Below are 21,597 nucleotides of genomic sequence, written 5' to 3' on the forward strand. Positions count from 1 at the left end.
TCCCAGAAAGGCACGGTAGAGTCAGGAATCATGAGTCGTAAGAGCAACGAATCCCTGATGCCATGGTCGCATCGTCAAAGCCCGTTCGTGCAGATGCTCATCACGCTGCTGGCCGGCGCGGCGAGCGCGTTCTTCGGTACGCTCGCGCATCGCATGGGGGCCTCCATGAACATCCCATACGGCCTGGTGATCGCATTCCTCATTCTTGGCATCTCCACATGGTGCGCACGCGCACGCATGGGAGCCACCGGCATCGGCGTGCATCTGATCGCATCCTCCGTCACCGCGTGGGGCGTCGCCATCTGCGGCGTGAACGGCAGCGCACTCACCCCGGTCGGATTCTCCGGCGCCGTCCCGTTCTTCAGCCAGAATGTGGGCTACATGTGGCTGTACGGCTTGGTGCTCATGCAGGTCGTCATGCTGTTCCTGCCGCGCCACTGGTTCGAGATCCCCGCACGCAGGGAGCGCACCGCCGCAAGTCGCGCATCGCGGGCCTGACGGCGGGAACGACGACATGCCGACGAACCGGAACGGCACGAGCACGGGCCGTTCCGGTTCCCGCATCAACGTGCTCATATAAACGGAACGACGGCAACGCCCGGCGCAATCGCGCGGTACGGTGGTGCATATGACGCATACGAAGCTGACCTATCTTGGGCCGGAAGGCACCTTCACCCATCAGGCCGCCATCGATGCCGGGCGCTGTCTGAACGAGCAATACGGCATCGACGTGCCGGAGCTCGTGGCGGCACCGGACGTGCCGACCATTATGCAATCCGTGCAATCCGGCGAATCCTGGGGCGTGATCGCCTGGGAGAACAACGTCGAAGGGTATGTGATGCCCAACCTCGACGCCCTGATCGACGCCCACGACGCCGCCGGTCTCGCCCGCGTCGGCATCGACGTCTCATTCAACGCCTTCGTTACACGCGGCACCTCGCATACCATCGCCGGTGCGAACGTCAGCGCCCACCCGCATGGCCTGGCGCAATGCAAACGATTCATAGCGCAACACCACCTGCACCCCGTTCCCGCGGCATCGAACGCGGCCGCATGCCGCGACCTCGAACCGGGAGGCGTGGCGCTCGGCCCGCGCATCTGCGGCGACCTGTACGGTCTCGACCTGGTGCAGCAGCGCGTGGAGGACTTCGACGGCGCGCACACCGACTTCCTCGTCATCGCCCCGCGAGCGGATGTGATGGAACATGTCGCGCACGCGCGCGAACGCGAATTCGAAACCATCATCACATTCATTCCGCTGGCCACGGGTCCCGGCGTCGTGGCCGACCTGCTGGACGTGGTGCGCGACTGCGGACTCAATATGACCAGTCTCATCTCACGTCCGATCAAAGGGCACGACGGCACATACAGCTTCATCGTCACCCTCGATGCGGCACCGTGGGAGCCGCGATTCCGCAGCATGCTGGTGGAGGTTGCGGAGCATGGCGACTGGACGAAGACCATCGCCGTCTACCCGCGGAGGGAACGGCCGAACCCGCCCGTCGATTCATGGATGCTGCCGGAAGGCGGCGTCAGACTCGATTCCACGAATATGGAATCGGATTGGCAAGCGGAACGCAACGCAAGAAGGGAACTGCTGTGGTAGGGAAAGTCGGCATCATAGGACTCGGCCTGATCGGCGGGTCGCTGGCCCGCAGGCTCAACGGCAACGGCGTGGAAGTGATCGCATGGAACCACCGCCCGCACCCGTATGCCGCGGCGCAGGCCGAAGGCATCCGCTGCGTGGGCACGTTGGCCGAACTCGCTGCAGCCGAACCGCAGGTGCTGGTGCTGTGCAACCCGCTGAAGGCCATGCCGGGCATTCTCGACGAGCTCAAACCGTTACTGGACGCGCATCCCGGCATCACGCTCACCGATGTCGGCAGCGTCAAGGGCATGGTCCGCAGCCAGGTCGAACAGGCCGGACTGGGGGAGTGCTACGTGGGTGCGCACCCCATGGCGGGCAACGAGCTGTCCGGTTGGAGCGCCGCCGACCCGCATCTCTACGACGATGCGCTGTGGGCGATTACCGTCACGCAGCACACGGACTATCGGCGTTTCCTCACCATTGCGGAACTCATCGTCAAGGATTGCGGCAACCGCGTGATCGTCATCGACAGCGACACGCACGACCGTGCCGCCGCCCTGATCAGCCACATGCCGCATGTGGTGGCCACATCGCTCATCAACGAGCTGGTCTGCAATCCGGACCGCAACATCGCCGCGGCGCTCGCCGCCGGATCGTGGCGTGACATGACGCGTGTGGCGCTCACCGACCCCAATCGCACCCGTGCCATGGTGGAGGAGGACAACGTCAACGTGGAGGGCCTGCTGCGCAGCATGGCGGCGCGTCTGACGGCCATGGCCGACGCGTTGCACGATGGCGATGTGGATACGATAGGCGGCTTCTTCGCCGAAGGCCAGCCGTTCCGTGAGTACAAGCATGCGAGGGAATTCGCCGAAGGCGAGCTTGCGATTCCCGAAGCAGGCTGGCAGCAGGCGCTGCTGGAATCCGCAAGGCGCGGCGAGGCCATCATTGGCTTCATCGACGAGCATAGGGTACGCGTCCGTGTCCACGCGATGCCGACGGGCGGCACGGACTGAACCTGTTCCGCATGTCGATGTCTGAGGGCACAAGGCGGCAGAATAAAAAATCGGGCTGGTTCCCTGGGGAATGCCAGGGAACCAGCCCGATTCGTATTGATCGGGGTTACTTCTTCTCCCGTACCATGTGCGGGCGTTCGGGAACCGGTTTCAGGCGGGCGATGGTGTCCGCGTCGATCCTGACGCGCTGCGCCGGGCGCGAACCATTGGCGGCGGCATCGCGCATCAGATCGAGCGTGTAGCCGTTCCATGATTCCACGTGCCCCACGTAGTCGCGGAACTTGGTCCGTCCGTCAGTCGGGTCCACGCCCTCGATCACGCGCACCACGATGCGCGCACCGGTAGGGATCTCACGAGGTAAAGCCATAGGGGGAGCCTCCTTACTCCGAAGCGACGGCGTCCAGCACCGGTGCCTTCAACGCACGACGCGAGGGAGGCAGCGAGGCAAGCACGCCTATACCTATCGACAGTAGCAGGAACACGCCGAGTTGTCCCCAAGGAATCGCCAGCTGCTCCATGCCGCTCGCCTTATATGTCTGCTGGATCACCACGCCGGCCGCGGTGCCCACCACCAGGCCGATGACCGTGCCGAGCACCGATATCAGCGCCGCCTCGATGGCCAGCATGCCGCGGATCTTCGCCTTGGACGTACCGATGGCGCGTAGCAGGCCGATCTCGCGCGTACGTTCCGAAACGCTCAACGCCAGCGTGTTCACGATGCCGAAGATCGCGATGATGATGGACAGAGCCAGCAGCGCGTACAGCACGATCAGCATCTGATCGACCAGCGAACTCACTGTGGACTTGTATTCGTCATGATCCTGCACGGTCAGCACATAGTACGGCTTCGTCTGCTTGAGGATCTTCTTGCGCAGGCCGGCCACATCGGAGCCCTTCCGCGCGGTGACGAACACCATGATGGTGAACAGGGCCTCCTTGTTGGTCAGCTGCTCCGCCTGCTCGTCGTTCATGAACACGGCCGTGCGGTACACCGAGTTGGAGATGATCGCGCCGATGCGCTTGACGGCCTTGGTCGGCTCGTCCTTGGTCTTGACCAGTGTGGCCGGGTCGACATTCTGCGCGTCGGCCACCGCCTGTTGGGCCTCATCGGCCTTGGCCTTGGCGCCGGCCTGGTCGCCGGCGGCAAGCAGGGTCTGCGCTTCGGTCTGCAACGATTGCACCTTGGCCTGCACCTGCGCCTGATAATCGGCCTGGGCCTTCGCCGTGGCCTCCTGATCAACCACCACGCGTTTGCAGGTGACGGTGACCTTGTCACCGATCTTCCAACCCCGATCCTCGGCGAGCTTTTCGCCTACGACCAGTTCGCCGCGGCGCAACGCCTTGTCGGCATCGCCCTGCGTGGCCACGGGATCCATCACGTCGGAGAACACGGTGGGCTGTTCGGCGAACGCCAAAGCCGTTTCGCCATCGAACTTGGCGTTCATCATCATGCGGCTCACCGACACGGATTTCACATCCTTGATGCCTTTGATGTCGTTGACGGCCTTATCGGGGATCTGCCCGTTGGTCGACGAGACGATGTAATCGGTTTTCAGGCCGCTGTCGATGATGCCCGCCACGGACGCGTTCACGGAGGAGGCGACCACGCCGAGGCAGCTGACGATGGCCACGCCCACGAACAGCGCGGCGGCGGTATTGGAGGTACGGCGCTTCTGACGCGACAGGTTGCGCATCGCCAGACGTCCGGCGACGGGGAAGAGCAGCGACGGCAGCCAGCCGAGCACCACGCTGGCCGTCTGCACCAGCGCCGGGCCGACCATGATCACGCCGATGACCACGCATGCCGCGCCGATGCCGAGCGTCCAGCCGGTGCCCATCACCTTGGCCAGGCTGTTCAGTGCGGCGATGGAGGTCGGATCAGCGCCGTCCGCCGCGCCGATGCGCCAGCACAGGATCCAGGAAAGCACACCGATCACGGTGATGACGCTGCCGGCGATGGCACGCGGCGCGACGGAGGGCTCCGGGTTCACGGTCTCGTTCATCGCCTGGATCGGCGGCGCGAGCGCGGCCCTGCGAGCCGGCAGCGCGGCGCCGATCACCGCGACCACGATGCCGACCACAAGGCCCACAAGCATATCGTTGGGGGTCGGGGTGACCGATCCGGTCAACGGCGTTCCCAGCTGCGCCAGCAGAGCCGCGATGCCCTTGACCATGCCCCATCCCAGGGCGATTCCGGCGGCCGAACCGACCAGACCGAGCATCAGCGCCTGGATGATCACAGTGAGGAACACCTGCCCGCTGGACGCGCCGATGGAGCGCAGCAGCGCATAGCCGCGCATGGATTCGCGCACGATCATCGAGAAGGTGTTGGCGATGATGAACGAGCCCACGAACAGGGCGATCACCGCGAAGATGAGAATCAGCGGCTGGATGAATCCCAGCATCTCCTTGCTGCTCTTGGAGCTTTCGTCGCGCATCTGATCGCCGGTGATGGCATGCGCCTTGGACGAGTGGGGGAGCGCCTTGTTGATGCGGTCCGCAAGCTCGCGCTGCTGCGTGGCGTTCAGCGGCTTGTTGCCGTTGGCCGAGCCGTAGACGCCGATGCTCTGCGTCTGCCCGCTCTGGCCGCTGTTCTGCTCATACAGGTCATTGAGCACGCTGCCCGGCACCGCAATGAGCAGCGCCCCGGCCTGCGAGGAGTCGGTGGAGAACGAGCCCACGATCTTCACGTCCTCCGGGCCGGAGGGGTATACGAGCTTCGTGGTGTCGCCGATCTTCAGCCCGGATTGTTCGAGTGCGAAAGTATGCAGGGCGATCTCGTGCCGGTTCTGCGGCCAGTCGCCATGCTCCAGATGCGCCGAGCGCCAGGTCCTGCCGTCGAGCGCGAGGGTGGTGCCGGACATGCCGCTGGACACGGCGTTGCCGTCCTTGCCCACCAGCGTGAGCACGCCGCTGACGGAGGTGACGGCATTGGCGCTTTTGACGCCGTCCACCGCACGGATGTCGTTCGTCAGCGACGTGTCGATCATGTTGTATGTGGTGGTGGAGATGCCGGAATCCGAATCCGACGAGACATCCTCGTCGTCATCATGCTGTTCCTCGCTGCCGCGCACGTACACGTCGTGATCGGCATTGGTGGCCATCATCTCGTCGACCTGGTTGTTCAGCATCTCGCGGAAGCAGAACGAGCCGACCACGAACGAGACGCCCAGGGCGATGGCGACGATGGAAAGAAGGAATCGGGAGAAATGGGCGCGCGCGTCGCGCAGGCCTACGCGGATCATGCGGCGGCCCCGTTCCCCGCGGTGTGCGCGTCGAAGGGCTCCGCTTCGGGAATGGACAGCTTGGGGGAGACCAGGGACGGCATATCGATGCCGGAGGTCACCTCAGGGGATGGCTCGTCTTTATGGGTCGAGCCAGCCTCTTCCTCGGCGGGTGCGGGTGCGTTGGCCGCCGAGGGTGCCACGGCCGTTGCTGGTTCTGCTGGCTCCGCGTTCCTGATCGCGTCGGCATCGTCGAATCCGCTGCCGGCATCCTCGGCGTCGTCGTCCGAGGCGAACACCCGCAGGATCTCCTGATACGTCGGGTGCCGCAGATCCTGGGTGATCCTGCCGTCGGCAAGCACCAGCACGCGGTCGGCATACGAGGCGGCACGAGGGTCATGCGTCACCATCACGATGGTCTGGCCGTACTCGTGCACGGAATTCTTCAGGAAGCCCAGCACCTCGCGGCTGGTACGCGAATCGAGATTGCCGGTCGGCTCGTCCGCGAAGATCACGCTCGGCCGGGCCATGATCGCGCGGGCGCAGGCCACACGCTGCTGTTGGCCGCCGGAAAGCTGGCTCGGACGGTGGGAGAGTCTTTGCTGCAGCCCGACCACACTCACCACCTTGTCGAACCATGCGCGGTCGATGGGCTTCTTCGCGATCTGCAACGGCAGCAGGATGTTCTCCTCGGCCGACAACGTCGGCACCAGATTGAACGACTGGAAGATGAACCCGATCTGCTCGCGGCGGAACCGGGTGAGTTGACGCTGGTTCATCGAGGAGACCTCAAGCCCCTCGACCATGACCGTGCCCGAAGTCGGCTGGTCGAGACCGGCCATGCAATGCATGAGCGTGGACTTGCCGGAACCGGACGGTCCCATGATCGCGGTCATTTCGCCACGGGCGAAATCCACACTGAGATGGTCGAGCGCCTTCACCCGCGCGTCGCCGTCGCCATAGGTCTTGACCAGATCGATTGCGCTCGCCACCACGGCGTCGTCGTCCGATATGTGCTGTTCGATGTGTTGTCTGCCGTGCTTGGCCATGGTTCCTCGCTTGCTTTTTCCTTCAGATGGCGACAAATGCCCTTATCAAAGACTGTCATGTCAAGTCTATACGCCGGGAAGCATCGGGAACGGACACGTCCGTGGACCCAATTCAAGGTTCCAGGGTAGGGTGGCGGGCATGGCCGGTTGCATATTCGACAAGTACCTGCAGGAGTTCGAGACCTATCTCGGCGCGAATCGCGGGCTGAGCGCGAACACGTTGAAGTCCTACCACGCCGACGTGGCCGACTGCCTGGCATACCTGGAAGGGCAGGGCATCGCCGACCTTGAGGAGATTACCATCGACGATTTGCGCGCATGGATGGCCGGTCGCTCGCCGTCCCACGCGCGCAGCAGCATGGCGCGCGGCGTCGTCGCGGTGCGCTGCTTCTTCTCCTGGGCATACGATCACGGCATTATCCATGCGGACCCGGCGGCCGCGCTGAAGACCCCGAAGATCCCCGAACACCTTCCCACGGTGCTGTCCGAGGAGCAGGCCGGGCGGCTGATGAACCGTGAGGATCGGGACGCCGCCGCCGAACCCGACGATCCGAAGGCGCTGCGGGACGCGGCGATACTCGAATTGCTGTACGCCACCGGCATCCGCGTGGCCGAGCTGGTGGGACTCGATATAGGTGATGTCGATTTCTCCAATCGCACCGTCAGGGTGACGGGCAAGGGCGACAAGCAGCGTGTGGTGCCGTTCGGCCTTCCGGCAGCGCGCGCGATGGAGGCGTGGCTGGAACGGGGTCGCACGCAGCTGCTGCGCTCTCGCTCCGGCGGCGCGTCTGTCGGTGCCGGTAACGCGATGTTTCTCGGCATGCGCGGCGGCAGATTGGATCAGCGCATGGCACGGCGTGTGGTGCATGACGCCGCGCGCGAGGCCGGTGTGCCGGACATCGGTCCGCATGCCCTGCGCCATTCGGCGGCCACGCATCTGCTGGACGGGGGAGCGGACCTGCGCGAGGTGCAGGAGATGCTGGGGCATTCCTCGCTCAAGACCACCCAGCGGTACACGCATGTCTCCATCGAACAGCTCACGGCACGGTACCGTCAGGCGTTCCCGCGCGCCTGAGCACGGGGAGTCGCCGCCGGCCTTCGTCGTGGTTCGCCGCCGCGATCGCATGCCATCGAAAGTATGTGGACTTCGAAAGGGAATGATGGGCGTGCGTGCGACTGTCTGTGACGTGGGACACAATGGGAGCACATGTCAAAGGGGCTCGATGCCGGTTGTTCGCATAATGCCGGATCCGCCCCTTTGGTATTCACGGGTGCCTCCAAAGCGCCCCATCAACTAGGAGAAACATATGAAGAACAAGGCATTGACCGTTGCAGCCGTCGTATGCGCTGCCGCGATGATGCTGAGCGGCTGCGGTTCCAGCAGCTCCAGCTCTGACAGCAATATCATCACTGCGTACAATTCCGAACCTCAGAAGAACCTGATCCCCAGCAACATCAACGAGACCGGCGGCGGCAAGCCGGCCGACCTGCTGTTCGCCCGTCTGGTGTCCTTCGACGCCAAGGGCAACCCGAGCAACGAGATCGCCGATTCCATCACTCCGAACGGCGACGCAACCCAGTACACCATCAAGATCAAGGACTGGAAGTTCGCCAACGGCCAGACCGTGAAGGCGGAGAACTTCACCAAGGCATGGAGCTATGCCGCCAACGCCAAGAACGCCATGATCTGCTCCTCCTTCTTCAACACCATCGCCGGCTATGACGATCTGCAGAAGACCAGCGGACTCAAGGGCACCGAGCAGCTTTCCGGCCTGAAGGTCGTCGACGACAAGACCTTCACCGTCACGCTGAGCCAGCCCGACTCCGTGTTCCCGCTGAAGGTGGGCTACACCGCGTTCGCCCCGCTGCCGGACTCCTTCTTCAAGGATGCCGCCTCCGCCAAGGCCTTCGGCCAGAATCCGAAGGACGGCTGCACCGGTCCGTACGTGTTCGACCACTGGGATCACAACAAGGAGATCGCCATGCTGAAGAACGCGGATTACAACGGTAGCCGCAAGGCTCAGAACGATGGTGTGACCTTCAAGGTCTACACCTCCGACACCGCCGCCTACGCCGACGTTCAAGCCGGCAACCTCGATGTGATGGAAGCCGTCCCGGCCGCCCAGACCAAGACCTTCGAGAAGGATGCCAAGGTCCAGGCCTACAACAAGGCCGGCTCCGTCATCCAGACCTTCACCATCCCCGCCAGCCTCGAGCACTTCCAGACCAACACCGAGGAAGGCCAGCTGCGTCGCCAGGCCGTCTCCATGGCCATCGACCGTTCCGCCATCACCGACAAGGTGCTTTCCGGCACCGGTACTCCGACCCTTGACTTCACCTCCCCGATGACCCCGGGCTACTCCAAGAGCCTGAAGGGCAACGAGGTGCTCAAGTACAACAAGGCCAAGGCCAAGGAACTGTGGGCCAAGGCCGATGCGATCTCCAAGTTCAGCGGCAAGCTGACCTTCTCCTACAACGCCGATGGCGGCCATGAGTCGATCTACAAGGCCATCGTCAACTCCATCAACAACACGCTGGGCTCCGAAGTCGCCGCCACCAACCCGATGCCGACTTTCAACGAGTTCCGTGACGCGGTCACCAACCGCAAGATAGCCGGCGCCTTCCGTACCGGCTGGCAGCCCGACTACCCGTCCGCTGAGAACTACCTGTTCCAGATCTTCGATTCGAAGGCCGCGGACGGCAACGGCTCCAACGACGGTGATTACAAGAACGCCGAGTTCGACGCCCTGCTGGCGAAGGCCTACGCCACCACCGACACCGACGAAGCCAACAAGCTGTACCAGCAGTCCGAGGAGATCCTCCTCAAGGAGCTGCCGGCCTTCCCGGTCTACAACGCGAACGCCTACGGTGTTGCGTCCAAGAACGTGAAGAGCGGTTTCGCCATGAACTGGCAGAACCTGCCGACCTACGAGAAGATGACCAAGAAGTGATCGTTCTTCTCTGATCGGGATGAAGGAGCGAAGGCCTGAAAACCTTCGCTCCTTTTTCTTTATTCGTCGACCGTCTTTTCTGATCATTTTCTGATCGTTTGTTGACCGCTTTCTGGACGTCTCGGGGCCAAGTCAGTGCATGGGGTAGACTGTCACAGTATTTAATGACCATGCATGAGATAGCCGCCTTAAGGTCGAACGATGCCGGGCGGCGTGCGAATGGTCGTGGAACAAGGAGTTTCTATGGGCAAGTATCTTCTGCGCCGCGTGCTGCAGGTGATCCCCGTGGTTCTCGGCACGACGTTACTGGTATATGCCCTCGTCTTTGCCCTGCCCGGCGATCCCGTAAAGGCGATGTTCGGCGACAAACCCGTCAATCCGGCTGTTGCGGCTCAGATCCGAGCCGAATACAACCTGGACAAGCCGTTCATCGTCCAGTATTTCATCTTCCTGAAGAACGCACTGACGCTTGACTTCGGCAAGACCTTCTCCGGGCAGCTCGTCATCGACGAGATCGGCCGCGCGTTCCCCATCACCATCAGGCTTGCGCTGATGGCGTTCGTGTTCGAAGCGGTGTTCGGCATCATCTTCGGCGTCATCTCCGGCCTGAAGAAGGGCAAGTGGTACGACACCGTCATTCTGATCGTCTCCCTGCTGCTCATTTCCGTGCCGACCTTCGTCACCGGCTTTCTCGGCCAGTACCTGTTCGGCATCAAGTGGAGCATCCTCCCGGTCACCGCCGGCAACGACCCGACCTTCATCGACCTGCTATTGCCGGCGATGGTGCTCGGATCGGTGTCGATGGCGTACATCATCCGACTCACCCGTTCCGAGATCTCCTCGAACATCGCCGAGGATTACGTGCGCACCGCACGTGCCAAGGGCATGAGCAACAGGCAGGTCATGCTGCGCCACGTGCTGCGCAACTCCCTGATCCCCGTGGTGACGTACCTCGGCCAGGATATTGCGGCCCTCATGGGTGGCGCGATGATCTCCGAGACCATCTTCAACATCCACGGTGTCGGCTGGCTGACCTACCAGAGCATCCTCAAAGGCGAAGGTAACCTGGTGGTGTCCATCGTGACGCTGCTCATGCTGATCTTCGTGGTCTGCAATCTTATCGTCGATCTGCTGTACGCGGCGCTCGATCCGCGTATCCGCTACGCCTGATCAGGAAAGGAGATCCAAGGAAATATGACTGATATGACCACCCTTCCCGGTCAGGAGCGTTACGTCGCACCGCTCGACGAAACCCCGTTGCAGGATGTCGACAAGCTTGACGAGACCGCACCCGCCAGCAGCATGTGGGCCGATGCTTGGCGCACGCTGCGCAGGAACCCGATGTTCATCATCTCGGGCCTGCTCATCATCTTCATCGTGATCGTGGCGCTGTTCCCCGCCCTGTTCACCAAGCAGAACCCGAACTACTGCACGTTGGAGAACTCGCTGGGGCCAGCGGCCGCCGGCCATCCCATGGGCTTCGACTTCCAAGGCTGCGACGTGTACACGCGCGTGGTCTATGGCACCCGCACCTCGCTGAGCGTCGGCCTGTGCGCCACCATCCTCGTGGTGCTCCTGGGCACGATCATCGGCGCCATCGCCGGCTTCTTCGGCGGCTGGATCGACTCCGTGCTGAGCCGTTTGACCGACATCTTCCTGGCACTGCCGATTCTGCTTGGCGCGATCGTCGTGCTGCAGATGTTCAAGACCAACAGCTCGATCTGGAAGATCGTGCTCGTCATGGCGCTGTTCGGCTGGACCTCCACCGCACGCATCGCTCGTGGTGCCGTGATGGAAGCGAAGAACCTTGAGTTCAACACCGCATCCACCGCTTTGGGCTCATCGCCGATGCGCAATCTGTTCCGCCACATTCTGCCGAATTCGCTGGCTCCGATCATCGTGATCGGCACCACCTCGCTGGCCACCTACATCGTGCTCGAAGCCACGCTGAGCTTCCTTGGCGTCGGCCTGCCGAGCACCACCGTCAGCTGGGGCAGTGACATCTCCCAGGCGCAGACCAGCCTGATGACGAACCCGATGGTGCTGTTCTACCCGTCCGCGGCATTGGCCATCACCGTGCTGTCGTTCATCATGATGGGCGATGCGGTGAAGGATGCCCTTGACCCGAAGAGCCGTACGCTCTGAGCAAGGAGGAGAAACAATGGAAAACAACGAATCCAAGCTCGTCGCCATGCAGAAGGAGCAGGGTCCTCTGCTTGAGGTGAAGGATCTTGCCATCGACTTCACCACCGACAGGAACCGTGCCGTCCATGCGGTGCGCGATGTCTCCTTCTCCGTCTACCCGGGGCAGTGGGTCGCCATCGTAGGCGAATCCGGTTCCGGCAAATCCACTTCGGCCATGAGCGTGCTCGGACTGCTGCCCGGCACCGGCCATGTGGTCGGCGGCTCCATCAAGCTCGACGGGCAGGAGCTTGTCGGTCTGAAGCAGAAGGATTTCGATAAGCTGCGCGGCTCCAAGATGGGTCTTGTGCCGCAGGACCCGATGAGCAACCTCAACCCGGTGTGGCGCATTGGCACCCAGGTGAAGGAGGCACTGGTCGCCAACAACATGGACATCTCCCACGAGAGGCGTTCCAAGTTGGCCAAGGCCCTTGCCGGCGACGAGGTCGATGTCAAGAGCAACGACGACGAGACCTTCATCTCGTCCGCCGAACTGCCGGCGCTGCTCGATGCCGCCAAGGCCGCGATCGCCGAGGCGGGCATCACCGGCGAGGCCGCGGAACGCTCCCTCGCGTATTTCAAGGAGGAGTGGGTCCCCGGTTCCGAGACGCGTTGGCGTGTGGCCGACGATCTGATCAAGGCCGGTGTGAAGAACGACACCGCATGGGATATCGTCAAGAAACATGTCACCGGGTCGACCATGGACGACCGTATCGCCGGTCTGCTGTCCGAAGCCGGTCTGCCCGATGCCGCGACTCGTGCCCGCCAGTACCCGCACGAGTTCTCCGGCGGCATGCGCCAGCGTGCGCTGATCGCCATCGGTCTGGCCTGCCGACCGGAGCTGCTTATCGCCGACGAACCGACCTCCGCACTCGACGTGACCGTGCAGAAGAAGATCCTCGACCACCTGCACATGCTCACCGATTCGCTCGGCACCGCGGTGCTGTTCATCACCCACGATCTGGGATTGGCCGCCGAGCGCGCCCAGCATATCGTGGTCATGTACAAGGGCCAGGTCGTCGAATCCGGTCCGTCGCTGGAAGTACTGCAGCATCCGCAGCACCCGTACACCAAGCGTCTGGTCGCAGCCGCCCCCTCGCTGGCATCCCAGCGCATCATCTCCGCCAAGGAGCACGGCGAGAACGCCGACGCACTGCTTGAGCATCACGTGGTGGGCGAGCAGAAGCTCGAAACGAGCGAGACGATCATCACCGTCGACCATCTGACCAAGGAATTCAAGCTTCCGCGCAAGAAGGAGATGTTCAAGGCCGTCGACGATGTGTCCTTCTCCGTCAAACGCGGCAGTACGCTGGCCATCGTGGGCGAATCCGGTTCCGGCAAATCCACCGTGGCCAATATGGTGCTCAAACTGCTCGAACCGACGTCCGGCACGGTCACCTATGAAGGCAAGGACATCTCCGGGTTCAAGGGCAAGGAGCTGCTTGACTTCCGTCGCCACGTGCAGCCGGTGTTCCAGAACCCCTACGGTTCGCTCGACCCTATGTATTCGATCTATCGTTCCATCGAGGAACCGCTGCGCATCCACGGCATCGGCGACAAGAAGAGCCGTGTCAAGCGCGTGCGCGAACTGCTCGACATGGTGGAACTGCCGGAATCCGTGATGGGGCGTTACCCGAACGAGCTGTCCGGTGGCCAGCGTCAGCGCATCGCCATCGCACGTGCCATGGCGCTCGACCCCGACGTGATCGTCTGCGACGAGGCTGTGTCCGCTTTGGACGTGCTGGTGCAGGACCAGGTGCTGCGCCTGCTCAACGACCTGCAGGCCGAAAAGGGGCTGAGCTACCTGTTCATCACCCACGATTTGGCCGTGGTCCGTCAGATCGCCGACGAAGTGGTTGTGATGCAGAAGGGCAAGCTGGTCGAGCATGCCACCACCGATGAGGTATTCGACCACCCGAAGCAGCAGTACACGCGTGATCTGCTCGACGCCATCCCTGGCGGCAAGCTCCAGCTTGGTCTGGACTGATCGCAATGGCCGCATAGCCGGCACATGACCGCCCGAGTGGGCGTCGACACGGCGGGCCGTTTCCCATAGTGGGAAACGGCCCGCCGTTTTGCTTGACGGTGCATGGCTTTTCTCATATCACGGCTAGGCTGGGCGGTATGAGCATCACCATCACCACCTCGAACGTCAACGGCATCCGCGCGGCCAAGCGCAAGGGCATAGAGACCTGGGCCGCACAGCATACGCCGAACGTGTGGTGCATGCAGGAAGTGCGTGCGCCGCAAACCGAAATCGATCCCATCTTCGACGAATTCGCCTTCGAATACGCCACCGCCGGAGCCATAGACGCGCAGGACGGGCTGGACCGCACCAACGAGGTGTGCCGGATCAAGGGGCGTGCCGGGGTCGCGCTGCTCACCGACCTGAAGGTCGATGACCGGCGCTACGGGCTGCCGGGGCTTGCCGAGGACGTGGATTCCGGGCGATGGATCGAAAACGACATCACCACCCCGGCCGGCAACCCCCTCACCGTCGTCTGCGTGTACGTGCATGCGGGCAATACCGACGATCCGGTCAAGATGGAACAGAAATACCGGTTCCTCGACACCATGCTGAAGCGTATGGGCGAGCTTCGCGACGAGGCGGCGAACGGCGGCCGGCAGGCCGTGCTGTGCGGGGACTTCAACATCGCGCACACCCCGGCGGACATCAAGAACGCCAAGGCCAACGAGAAGCACGCCGGATTCCTTCCCGAGGAACGCGCCTACGTGGACCGCTGGCTGGACGAATACGGTTTCATGGACGTGACCCGTCGTCTTGCCGGCGAGATCCAAGGGCCGTACACCTGGTGGAGCCAGCGTGGGCGCGCCTTCGACAACAACGTCGGCTGGAGGATCGACTACCAGTTCGCCACGCCGGCCCTGGCGCAGAGCGCGATTGACTTCACCATCGACAAGGCACCCAGCTACGACACCCGCTGGTCCGACCACGCGCCGCTGACCATCACCTACGACTACTGACCCGGGCTGTCTGTCCGTTGCCTATCGCTCGTCCGGCATGGGCCATCCGCCTGCCGGACAGGCAAGGAGGCAGGGAACGGAACCCGCCGTTCCGTTCGCAGCGGCAAGTGCTAGTCTTGTCACGGTCATACAAGCATCGAAATGAGGAGCCCCATGGGACTATTCGGATTCGGCAAGAAGAAGAACAAGGCCGATAAGGCCGCAACCAAGGCGGAAGACGAGGACGTCAAGGCCGCCAAGGCGGCGAACGCCGCAGCCAAGGCCGACAGCGAACTCGCCCAGCGCACCGCAGCGGCCGCGTTGCCGGAAGCCGCCAGCGACTACGAAGGCCGCGGCGAGGAACGCGGTCCGTGGGACGTGAACGACGAGAACGTCCCCGACTACGACGAATACCTCGATCTGGGCGCCTACTACCTGCCGTTCCTGCAGCACATCGAACTGCGCATCAAGGCATCCCGCGCCACCCGCGCCGTGCTCGGATCGACCACCACCTACTACAACTCCAGCCTCGAGGTCGAGGCCTACGCCGCGCCGAAGACCATGGGCCTGTGGGAGGACTGGCGTGAGGACTTCCTCGCCGCCAACCCGAAGGCCAAGGCCGTGGAAGGCGTGTTCGGCACGGAGATCATCCTGCCGGTCGAGGTCTCCGGCGGCAAGACGGTACCCACCCGCATCGTCGGCGTCGACGGCCCGCGCTGGATGCTGCGCGGCATCTTCTCCGGCACCGCCGCAAGCGACCCGGACTCCGAGGAGACCCGCAAGCTCAACGAATTCTTCTCCAACATCGTGGTCGAACGCGGCGATGAGCCGCTCGCACCGCGCGACCCGATCCCCATGCACCAGCCGGTCACGCCGGGCGAGCGCAAGGCCGCAGCCGCCGCCAGCAACGAGACGGACGGCACCGAAGGCAAGGAACATCTGAAGGACATCCCGAACCGTCCCGACGGCCCGCTGTCCCAGGACCAGCAGACGGAAGTCAAGACCACGCTCTCGCGCGGCCCGATGTTCTCCGAAGTCCGCTAAGCATGGCAGAACGCAAACCTTCCGGCAACGGCACGGGATTCAAGGCACTCGCCGCAGCCGGCGAAGGCGACGACTTCTCCGTCATCGAGGCGATCGGCGGCGTAAGGGGCGTGGTGGAATCCATGCTCCCCGGCGTCGTATTCGTGGTGCTGTTCGTCATCACGCAGAACCTCGACCTCACCATCGGCGTCTCGGCGGTCCTGGCGCTCGCCCAGGTGGCGATCCGTCTCCTGCAGCGCCAGTCCGTGACGGGCGCGCTCAGCGGTCTGGTGGCCGTGGGCATCTGCCTGATCTGGGCGTGGAAATCCCACGAGGCCCGCGACTACTACATGTTCGGTTTCCTCACGAACGCGGCCTACGCCGCCGTACTCGCCATATCGCTGATCGCCAGGGTCCCCGCGCTGGGAGCGATCATCGAATTCATCCGCCAGCTGCCGACCGAGCATTTCCGCGCATGGTTCGAGGACTGGACGGGAGACAAGGCGCTGAAGAAGGCGTACACCATCATCACCTGGCTGTGGATGGCGCTGTTCCTGCTGCGTCTGGCCGTGCAGGTTCCGTTGTACCTGACCAACCACGTGGCGGCCCTGGGCGTGACGCGGCTGCTGATGGGCATCCCGTTCTGGGCGCTCGCCATCTGGGTGAGCTATCTCATCATCGCCACCCCGTTGCATCGGCATAAGGCGGCCAAGGCGCACGCCGAACAGGCGGCGCATGGCGACTCGACCATCGACACAGCACAGACAGCAAAGGATGAACGATAATGCAGGCTGAGGTTCGCATAGAACGATACGCAGACCAGGGCCGTTGCGTGGCCCATATCGACGGGCGCGTGGTGTTCGTGCGCTTCGCGTTGCCGGGCGAGCTGGTACGCATCGAGCTTGACGAGCCGCACGACCGCGACGAACGGTTCTGGACCGGCGAGGTCGTCGAGGTGCTGGAGGCGAGCGACAACCGTGTGGAGCCCGCATGGCCGCTTGCCGGACCGCTGGCCATGGGCGGCGGCGTGGGCGGTGCCGATCTGGTGCATGTCTCGCTGCCGGGGCAGCTCACCTGGAAGGCCGTGACGGTCAGCGAGCAGATGAAGCGTCTCGGGCATGTGGATGTGGCCGTGCCCATCAGCCGTGCGGATGGCGACGAGGGGCTTGGCGGCCTGCATTGGCGCACCCGCATCGAGATGATCGCGGACGAGAACGGCAAACCGTCCATGCGGCGTCGCGGAACGCATGTGCGTGTGCCGCTGACCACCATGCCGTTGGCCACGAATACGCTGCTTGATGTCGCGGCAGCCAACAAGGTCTGGGACGGCGGTTTCGAACCGGGTGCGCAGATCCGCCTTTCCGTCCCCGAACCGCGCCATGCCGCGGGGGAGAAGGGCGATTCCGGTATCGGCGACAACTATGCCGTGCTGGTGGACGGCGAGCTTACAGCCGGAAGCCGCAGGCTTACGGAGCAGGTCACGGTGGCGGGCAGGGAATTCACCTACACCGTGGACGCCAACGGCTTCTGGCAGGTGCATCGCCAGGCCCCGGTCGCCTTGGCCAACCATGTCATCGACCTGGTCCGTGGTGAAATGGACGGTGCGGTTTCGGCGGTGCTGTGGGATCTGTATTCCGGTTCCGGCCTGTTCACGCTGCCGTTGGCCACGATGGTCGCCGAGCGTACGCGCATGTTCAGCGTCGAGGGCGGTGACGTGGCGGTGAAGAGTCAGCAGCGCAACCTGCGTGCTTTGGGATTGAACGACGTGGACGTGCGCTGCGGCGATGTGGGCCGCACCCTCGCCCATGTTCCCGCCCACCTGGCCCACCCGGATGTCGTGGTGCTCGACCCGCCTCGCGCCGGCGCCCATGCCAAGGTCTGCCGGCAGATCGCCGAGGCCTCGCCGCGTTCGATCGTCTACATCGCCTGCGATTGCACCAGCCTTGCCCGCGACACCGCCACAATCACCGGTCTCGGCTACGAGCTGGCGGACATCCGCGCCTACGACATCTATCCGATGACCCACCATGTCGAGACGGTGGCGCTGTTCCGCCGTTCCTGACGGCAACACGATGACGGTGGCAGGAAGAATGCTGGCAAGGGGCGTCGGCATCGCGCTGACGGTCGCGATGCTGCTGCCCCTCGTCTCGTGCGCGCCGAGCGGCGCGGCGGTGGGCGATACGAACGCCCACGGGTCCGCGTCGCAATCCAGCGGCGTGGAACGCGGCGACGTATCCATCGGCATGATCGGCTCGCATGCCGCGTCGGCCGACGATCTGGTGCTTGATGCCTACGATGCCGCCGGTCTGGCCGCATCATACGTGTCGCTGGCCGATGCCGTCAGGCCAGCGGCCTGTGGGCAGCGTGCCGTCAGGGACATGGTGACGCGCCAGGTGACGCTTATCGTCGTCAGCGGTCTTGACGCCACCCAGGATGTGCAGGGCTGGAACAGCGCCCTGATGGCGGCAAGGGATGCCGGCATCCCCGTCGTTCTTGTCGATCCCGTTCACGCGCCGTCCGACGCGCGCCTGTATGCGGCCTCGTTCACCATCAACGACCGTGCCGCCGACGCCATGCCGATCGACAAGGCGAGCATGCTGGTGATCAACGACCGGCCGCATGCGAGGAACCTGATGGTGACCACGCTGCGCCGCTGACGGTGCCGAGCGGTTCGCGTTCCGGCCCGTACGTCGCATCGCCCTGCGCCGTATGCAATGGTTCTCATGGGAGCTTGACTACGATGCGGGCCGGACGGTATATGCTGAGCGCGCAATATCATTCCTCCGAACGAACACCGGTGTTGGCTCTCGGAGTAGGGTAGAGCACATGGAATCTGCAACAAGCGTGACCATGCCGGACATCGACGAGCGTGGCTTAAGCGAACGTGACGTAGCCGAACGCCAGGCGGATGGGCGCGGCAACGCGATGAAGACGTCATCGTCGCGATCGATCATGGACATCATCCGTGCCAACGTATTCACCCTGTTCAACGGCATCATCCTCGGCGCCATGGTATTGGTGCTGATCACCGGGTCCTGGAAGGACGCCGTCTTCGGGTTCGTGATCATCGTGAACACCGGCATCGGCATCGTCACCGAGCTGAAATCCAAACGCACGCTGGACAAGCTGTCCATCCTCGTGGAGTCGGAGTACCTGGTGCATCGCGACGGCGCGGACATCCAGGTGCCGCATGACGGCATCGTGCTCGACGACCTGCTGTGGATCCGTTCCGGCGAGCAGGTGCCAGCCGACGGCACCATCGTGCAGACCTGGGGACTTGAGCTCGACGAGTCGATGCTGACCGGCGAATCCCGCACGGTGCGCAAGAAGGCCGGCAGCGAAGTGTATTCCGGCTCCACCGCGGTATCGGGCATGGCGCTGGTCAAGGTCACCGCCGTAGGCGAGCATTCCTATGCGGCGAAGATCACCGCCGAAGCCAAGGTGTTCAAGAAAACCACCTCCGACCTGAACAAGGGCATCAACACGATCCTGAAGGTGATGACCTTCGTGGTGGTGCCGTTGTGCGTGCTGCTCATCTGGTCGCAGATGAAGGCGGTCGGCGGATGGTCGCAGGCCTTCGCCACCGGCCAGTGGCGGCAGGCCGTGATCTCCGCCGTCGCAGGCGTGGTGGGCATGATCCCGGAAGGCCTGGTGCTGCTGACCTCGCTGAACTTCGCGGTCGCGGCCATGCGTCTTGCGCGGAAGAACACGCTGGTACAGGAGCTCGAATCGGTGGAGACGCTGGCGCGTGTCGACTGCCTCAACCTTGACAAGACCGGCACCATCACCGATGGCGGCATCGCGTTCAACGAGCTGCGGATGCTGGGCGGCGGCGAGAACAAGCAGGACACCAGGCAGGCGTTGTTCGACCTGTCGAACGAGGAGCAGCCGAACGGCACAGGCCAGGCCGTGCTCGAAGGTCTTGGCCGGCAGGGCGTCACGGCCGGTAGGGTGCTGGCCCGCGTGCCGTTCTCGTCGGCGCGCAAGTGGAGCGCCATCGTGTCCGACAGCGGCGTATGGTACATGGGCGCGCCCGAGGTCATCATCTCCGCATTGGGCGGCGGGCATGAGGATGTGCTTCGCATGGTCAACGAAAACGCCAACGAAGGCAATCGCGTGCTGCTCATCGCCCGTCACGCGGGCCAGGCTCCCGAGGATTTCGAGGAGAACCCGCGTCTCGATTCCTCGGCCAGGCCCGTCGCGCTCGTGCTGTGCTCCGAACGCATCCGTTCCGACGCCGAATCCACGCTCGCCTGGTTCCGCGAGCAGGGCGTGCGCTGCCGCATCATCTCCGGCGACAATCCGGTGACCGTCGGTGCCATCGCCCGCAAGGTGAAGCTCACCGGAGACCGCGAACCCGTGTACATGGACGCCCGCGAACTGCCCGAGGACATCGACGAGCTGGCCGAGGTGCTGGACAACGTGGATGTGCTCGGCCGTGTGCTGCCGAACCAGAAGAAGGCAGTGGTGCAGGCGCTGCACAAGAACGATCATGTGGTCGCCATGACCGGTGACGGCGTGAACGATGCGCTGGCGTTGAAGGAGGCGGATCTCGGCATCGCCATGGGCAACGCCGCGCCGGCCACCAAGGCCATCGCTCAGGTCGTGCTGGTCGACTCGAAGTTCTCGCATCTGCCCGACGTGGTGGCCCGCGGCCGCCAGGTCATGGCCAATATGGAACGCGTCGCCAGCCTGTTCCTCGTCAAGACCGTGTATTCCGCGCTGATCTCGCTCGGCGTGGTGCTCACCCAGATCCCGTTCCCGTATCTGCCGCGCCATATCACGTATCTTGGGGCCCTTACCATCGGCATCCCCGCGTTCATTCTGGCGCTCGCGCCGAATACGCGCCGCTACATTCCCGGTTTCCTCAAGCGCGTGGTGCTGTTCGCGCTGCCCGGCGGCATTGCGGTCGCGCTGTCCGTGCTGTTGTCCACATGGCTCCTGCCGGGCGTCATGCATTGGGATCTGGCGAATGCCGCCGATCTGACCCAGCTGCGCGCGCTGAACGCGATCATCCTGTTCGTGCTCGGCATCCTCGTGCTTGCCCGCGTGGCCCAGCCGCTTACCGGCTGGCGCGGCCTTATGGTGCTGGCCTTCGCAGTCGCCGGCGCGGTCGGCATGGTCATCCCGTTCGTGCGGAATTTCTTCGCGCTGATCGTGCCGCGCGGCACCACGATGGTGGCCACGCTAATCGTGCTCGCGGTCTCCATCGTCATCTTCTTCGTCTGTGTGGGTACGGCGCGTGTGCTCTCCGTGCGCAGGCAGGCCAGGAAGGCCGCAAAGGGCTGATAATCCGGTTTCCATTCGATGATGGTGAAGACCGAACGTTAATTTCGATGCGGGTTCCTGTTCCGAACGGGAACCCGCATCGTCGTTTTTACGGTTGATGCCAAGACCTGACAGAACAGGCAATGGGCGTACTCGCCTGAAACGTTCATCCAGTCATACATCTTGCCTACGTGTGGCAGATTGTGGGTAGTGCCCGAAAAGTTGCGCACTTTGGATCATGGCCGTCCATGGCGCGATGATCAGTTCGCTTCCACGAGGTTGTCATCGAGCCGGGACATGTCCAGGTAGCGGCGGTTCGACCATTCGTTCGCG

General features: G+C 63.6%; 16 protein-coding genes and 1 pseudogene. 14 read left to right on the forward strand and 3 right to left on the reverse strand.

The features are described 5' to 3' along the window. Positions 1–30 precede the first annotated feature (30 nt). The 3 genes from G1C98_RS03170 (at position 31) to G1C98_RS03180 (ending at position 2,604) form a co-directional block, all read left to right on the forward strand. On the forward strand, positions 31–498 hold the full coding sequence (locus G1C98_RS03170; protein WP_169079124.1) for an alcohol dehydrogenase: 468 nt from the start codon (positions 31–33) through the stop codon (positions 496–498). Between the two features lie 130 nt (positions 499–628). After that, positions 629–1,606 (forward strand): prephenate dehydratase, encoded by a 978-nt coding sequence (locus G1C98_RS03175; protein ID WP_169079126.1) that lies wholly within the window; start codon positions 629–631, stop codon positions 1,604–1,606. Beyond that, on the forward strand, positions 1,600–2,604 hold the full coding sequence (locus G1C98_RS03180) for a prephenate dehydrogenase (RefSeq protein ID WP_335341277.1): 1,005 nt from the start codon (positions 1,600–1,602) through the stop codon (positions 2,602–2,604). The genes G1C98_RS03175 and G1C98_RS03180 overlap by 7 nt, the downstream gene beginning before the upstream one ends. A 106-nt stretch (positions 2,605–2,710) precedes the next feature. Here G1C98_RS03180 and G1C98_RS03185 read toward each other — a convergent pair whose 3' ends face one another. The 3 genes and pseudogenes from G1C98_RS03185 to G1C98_RS03195 all read right to left on the reverse strand — a co-directional run. Beyond that, a complete protein-coding gene (locus tag G1C98_RS03185) occupies positions 2,711–2,971 on the reverse strand; it encodes a DUF6725 family protein (RefSeq protein ID WP_169079130.1) in 261 nt (86 codons plus the stop codon). 13 nt (positions 2,972–2,984) lie between these two features. Next, on the reverse strand, positions 2,985–5,849 hold the full coding sequence (locus G1C98_RS03190; RefSeq protein WP_169079132.1) for an ABC transporter permease: 2,865 nt from the start codon (positions 5,847–5,849) through the stop codon (positions 2,985–2,987). 248 nt (positions 5,850–6,097) lie between these two features. Next, positions 6,098–6,877, reverse strand: a pseudogene (locus tag G1C98_RS03195) (ABC transporter ATP-binding protein); the annotation flags it as partial. 139 nt (positions 6,878–7,016) lie between these two features. Between G1C98_RS03195 and G1C98_RS03200 the strand changes: the two are divergent. The 11 genes from G1C98_RS03200 (at position 7,017) to G1C98_RS03250 (ending at position 21,285) form a co-directional block, all read left to right on the forward strand. Then, positions 7,017–7,952 (forward strand): tyrosine recombinase XerC, encoded by a 936-nt coding sequence (locus G1C98_RS03200; protein ID WP_169079136.1) that lies wholly within the window; start codon positions 7,017–7,019, stop codon positions 7,950–7,952. Positions 7,953–8,184: 232 nt separating this feature from the next. Further along, positions 8,185–9,828: a peptide ABC transporter substrate-binding protein gene (locus G1C98_RS03205; RefSeq protein WP_169079138.1), complete on the forward strand. Its 1,644-nt coding sequence runs from the start codon at positions 8,185–8,187 to the stop codon at positions 9,826–9,828. Positions 9,829–10,071: 243 nt separating this feature from the next. Beyond that, positions 10,072–10,998, forward strand: coding sequence for an ABC transporter permease (locus G1C98_RS03210; protein ID WP_169079140.1), 927 nt, complete (start codon positions 10,072–10,074; stop codon positions 10,996–10,998). A gap of 24 nt (positions 10,999–11,022) precedes the next feature. Then, a complete protein-coding gene (locus G1C98_RS03215; RefSeq protein WP_169079142.1) occupies positions 11,023–11,973 on the forward strand; it encodes an ABC transporter permease in 951 nt (316 codons plus the stop codon). Positions 11,974–11,989: 16 nt separating this feature from the next. Further along, the gene (locus G1C98_RS03220) at positions 11,990–13,996 is read left to right on the forward strand and encodes a dipeptide ABC transporter ATP-binding protein (RefSeq protein ID WP_169079144.1); all 2,007 of its coding nucleotides are present in this window, start codon (positions 11,990–11,992) and stop codon (positions 13,994–13,996) included. A 137-nt stretch (positions 13,997–14,133) separates the two neighbouring features. Then, positions 14,134–14,994, forward strand: a complete 861-nt coding sequence (locus tag G1C98_RS03225; protein ID WP_169079146.1) for an exodeoxyribonuclease III — start codon at positions 14,134–14,136, stop codon at positions 14,992–14,994. Between the two features lie 153 nt (positions 14,995–15,147). Further along, a complete protein-coding gene (locus G1C98_RS03230) occupies positions 15,148–16,017 on the forward strand; it encodes a DUF3710 domain-containing protein (RefSeq protein WP_169079148.1) in 870 nt (289 codons plus the stop codon). A gap of 2 nt (positions 16,018–16,019) precedes the next feature. Then, positions 16,020–16,781 carry a DUF3159 domain-containing protein gene (locus G1C98_RS03235; protein ID WP_169079150.1) on the forward strand — a complete coding sequence of 254 codons (762 nt, stop codon included), beginning with the start codon at positions 16,020–16,022 and terminating at the stop codon, positions 16,779–16,781. Beyond that, positions 16,781–18,058: a class I SAM-dependent RNA methyltransferase gene (locus tag G1C98_RS03240; protein WP_169079152.1), complete on the forward strand. Its 1,278-nt coding sequence runs from the start codon at positions 16,781–16,783 to the stop codon at positions 18,056–18,058. Before G1C98_RS03235 ends, G1C98_RS03240 begins: the two co-directional genes overlap by 1 nt. Before the next feature lie 28 nt (positions 18,059–18,086). Further along, a complete protein-coding gene (locus G1C98_RS03245; protein ID WP_169079154.1) occupies positions 18,087–18,653 on the forward strand; it encodes a type 1 periplasmic-binding domain-containing protein in 567 nt (188 codons plus the stop codon). A gap of 169 nt (positions 18,654–18,822) precedes the next feature. Beyond that, positions 18,823–21,285 carry a cation-translocating P-type ATPase gene (locus tag G1C98_RS03250; RefSeq protein ID WP_169079156.1) on the forward strand — a complete coding sequence of 821 codons (2,463 nt, stop codon included), beginning with the start codon at positions 18,823–18,825 and terminating at the stop codon, positions 21,283–21,285. The last annotated feature ends 312 nt before the right edge of the window (positions 21,286–21,597 follow it).

Source organism: Bifidobacterium erythrocebi (assembly GCF_012932675.1).
GTDB classification, from domain to species: domain Bacteria; phylum Actinomycetota; class Actinomycetes; order Actinomycetales; family Bifidobacteriaceae; genus Bifidobacterium; species Bifidobacterium erythrocebi.

What these genes read in the sequence shown, in the direction of transcription:
- G1C98_RS03170 (WP_169079124.1), top strand. Translation starts at nt 31, where the DNA reads ATGAGTCGTAAGAGCAACGAATCCCTGATGCCATGGTCGCATCGTCAA.
- G1C98_RS03175 (WP_169079126.1), top strand. Translation starts at nt 629, where the DNA reads ATGACGCATACGAAGCTGACCTATCTTGGGCCGGAAGGCACCTTCACC.
- G1C98_RS03185 (WP_169079130.1), bottom strand. Translation starts at nt 2,971, where the DNA reads ATGGCTTTACCTCGTGAGATCCCTACCGGTGCGCGCATCGTGGTGCGC.
- G1C98_RS03190 (WP_169079132.1), bottom strand. Translation starts at nt 5,849, where the DNA reads ATGATCCGCGTAGGCCTGCGCGACGCGCGCGCCCATTTCTCCCGATTC.
- G1C98_RS03200 (WP_169079136.1), top strand. Translation starts at nt 7,017, where the DNA reads ATGGCCGGTTGCATATTCGACAAGTACCTGCAGGAGTTCGAGACCTAT.
- G1C98_RS03205 (WP_169079138.1), top strand. Translation starts at nt 8,185, where the DNA reads ATGAAGAACAAGGCATTGACCGTTGCAGCCGTCGTATGCGCTGCCGCG.
- G1C98_RS03210 (WP_169079140.1), top strand. Translation starts at nt 10,072, where the DNA reads ATGGGCAAGTATCTTCTGCGCCGCGTGCTGCAGGTGATCCCCGTGGTT.
- G1C98_RS03215 (WP_169079142.1), top strand. Translation starts at nt 11,023, where the DNA reads ATGACTGATATGACCACCCTTCCCGGTCAGGAGCGTTACGTCGCACCG.
- G1C98_RS03220 (WP_169079144.1), top strand. Translation starts at nt 11,990, where the DNA reads ATGGAAAACAACGAATCCAAGCTCGTCGCCATGCAGAAGGAGCAGGGT.
- G1C98_RS03225 (WP_169079146.1), top strand. Translation starts at nt 14,134, where the DNA reads ATGAGCATCACCATCACCACCTCGAACGTCAACGGCATCCGCGCGGCC.
- G1C98_RS03230 (WP_169079148.1), top strand. Translation starts at nt 15,148, where the DNA reads ATGGGACTATTCGGATTCGGCAAGAAGAAGAACAAGGCCGATAAGGCC.
- G1C98_RS03235 (WP_169079150.1), top strand. Translation starts at nt 16,020, where the DNA reads ATGGCAGAACGCAAACCTTCCGGCAACGGCACGGGATTCAAGGCACTC.
- G1C98_RS03240 (WP_169079152.1), top strand. Translation starts at nt 16,781, where the DNA reads ATGCAGGCTGAGGTTCGCATAGAACGATACGCAGACCAGGGCCGTTGC.
- G1C98_RS03245 (WP_169079154.1), top strand. Translation starts at nt 18,087, where the DNA reads ATGCTGGCAAGGGGCGTCGGCATCGCGCTGACGGTCGCGATGCTGCTG.
- G1C98_RS03250 (WP_169079156.1), top strand. Translation starts at nt 18,823, where the DNA reads ATGGAATCTGCAACAAGCGTGACCATGCCGGACATCGACGAGCGTGGC.